The sequence below is a fragment of the Chloroflexota bacterium genome, from assembly GCA_014360825.1.
Classification (GTDB): domain Bacteria; phylum Chloroflexota; class Anaerolineae; order UBA2200; family JACIWT01; genus JACIWT01.
The window spans coordinates 1-1,928 of sequence record JACIWT010000058.1 but is presented as its reverse complement, the minus strand read 5'-3'; the positions used below and the strand labels follow the sequence as shown (position 1 = coordinate 1,928).

At 56.2% G+C, this 1,928-nt stretch carries 2 protein-coding genes; both read left to right on the top strand.

Annotation, left to right across the window (positions count from 1 at the left end; translation table 11 throughout):
• On the top strand, nucleotides 1-849 hold an 849-nt coding region (locus H5T64_13480; GenBank protein ID MBC7265344.1), incomplete at its 5' end, for an MBL fold metallo-hydrolase.
• On the top strand, nucleotides 824-1,928 hold a 1,105-nt coding region (locus H5T64_13475; protein MBC7265343.1), incomplete at its 3' end, for a UbiD family decarboxylase. The genes H5T64_13480 and H5T64_13475, both read left to right, overlap by 26 nt.

Below are 1,928 nucleotides of genomic sequence, written 5' to 3'. Positions count from 1 at the left end.
GATTGTGGAGAGGGTACGCAACGCCAATTACTGCGCAGTGGTCTCGGTTTCAAAAGGCTTGACAAAGTGCTCTTAACCCACGGTCACCTCGATCATATCTTGGGGTTGGGAGGATTGGTATCCACTTTCGCTCGGTGGGAGGCGATCACGGAACTGACCATCTATGGTGGAACCTGGGCTTTGGAACGCGTTCGCGACCTTATGGCCGTGGTATTACGTGGCGGTGAAGTGGAGTTAGATATCAAATACGTGGAGGTCAAGCCGGGCCTCATCTGGAACAGCGGGCGGCTAAGCATCTATGCCTTCCCGGTGAGCCACCGTGGGCCAGGGTGTTTCGGCTACCTATTTGAAGAAGAGGGCCATCGCCCCTTCTTGGTCGAGGAGGCCGAACGCTTGGGTGTGCCTCCGGGCCCAGAGCGCAGAAGGTTGGTAGCGGGCGAGAATGTTATTTTGCCTGATGGCCGAACGATCACACCAGATCAGGTATTGGGGCCGGAAGTCCCTGGAGTGCGATTGGCTTGGGTAGGCGATGCTGGACGGGTGGATGATCTGGTCTCTGTGGTGCGGGGGGTTGACGCTTTGGTCATTGAGGCTACTTATCTGCGTGAAGAGGCTGAGATGGCCGCCAAGTTCGCTCACCTGACGGCAGCTGAGGCTGCAACATTGGCTCGTAAGGCGGAGGTAGGGTGCCTTTATCTGACGCATCTCTCACGGCGATACTCAAGCCGCGCCGTTGAGGAAGAGGCTCGCGCCATCTTCCCAGATACCGTGGTAGTACGTGACTTTGATGTGATACGCGTAATGCGCAAGAAAAACGAAAAAGATGAACCTGCGAACACTATTGACTGAAATGGAGAAACAGGGCCTGTTGGTCCGGATCGGTGTACCAGTGGACCCGTACGTCGAAATGGCACAGGTTATCAATGCTTTGCACAATCGGCCAGTGCTCTTTGAGCAAGTGGCAGGCTTTGAATACCCGGTGGTGGCAGGTCTTTGTGCCCGTCGCGAGTTCTTTTCTCTGGGGTTGGGCGTGTCGCCAGAGCAATTGCCACGGGTCATGCAGAACGCGCTGTGCAATACCATCGAGCCTGAAATCATTCCCTCAGGTCCCTGCCAAGAGATAATCGAGCATGAAGTGGATTTAACTCGGTTGCCCATCCTGACCCATTTTGCCGATGATCCGGGCCCCTACGTCACAGCGGGAGTTGCTATTGTGAAACATCCCACCCTGGGGCGCAACATGAGCTATCACCGACTCCTTCGCTTGGATGAGAGGCGTTTCGCAGCACGGATTGTCGAGGGGCGCGGCACAGACTCGGCACTCCGTGCAGCGGGTGGTGAGATTGAGATCGCCTTCTGCATCGGGAACAGCACGGCGGTCTTGCTGGCAGCCGCGATGTCGCCTGCCCCCGGTGTGGATGAATTAGGCATCGCAAACGCGTTAGAACTCACGCCATTGGTGAAATGCCAGACGGTGGATTTGGAAGTGCCTGCCGATGCAGAGTTCGTGCTTGAGGGCCGCCTGACCCGCGAAATGGCCGATGAAGGTCCATTTTTCGACCTGACATTGACCCGGGATATTGTGCGACGCCAGCCCATCTTCGAGGTGACCTGCATTACCCATCGGCGGGCTCCTATTTATCAAGCCTTATTGCCTGGTGGCGAGGAACACAAATTACTGATGGGTATGCCTCGTGAACCCACTATTTTCCAGGAAGTTAGCAAGGTTTGCGATGTCGTAGATGTGCTTTTGACGCCTGGGGGCGGCTCGTGGCTGCACGCTATCGTGCAAATCCGTTCTCATGGGGCGGAGGATGGGCGGCAGGCCATTGAGGCCGCATTCCGTGGCCACCCATCACTCAAACATGTGATAGTAGTGGATGAGGATGTGAATATCCACGACCCGGTAGATGTGGAGTGGGCGCTCT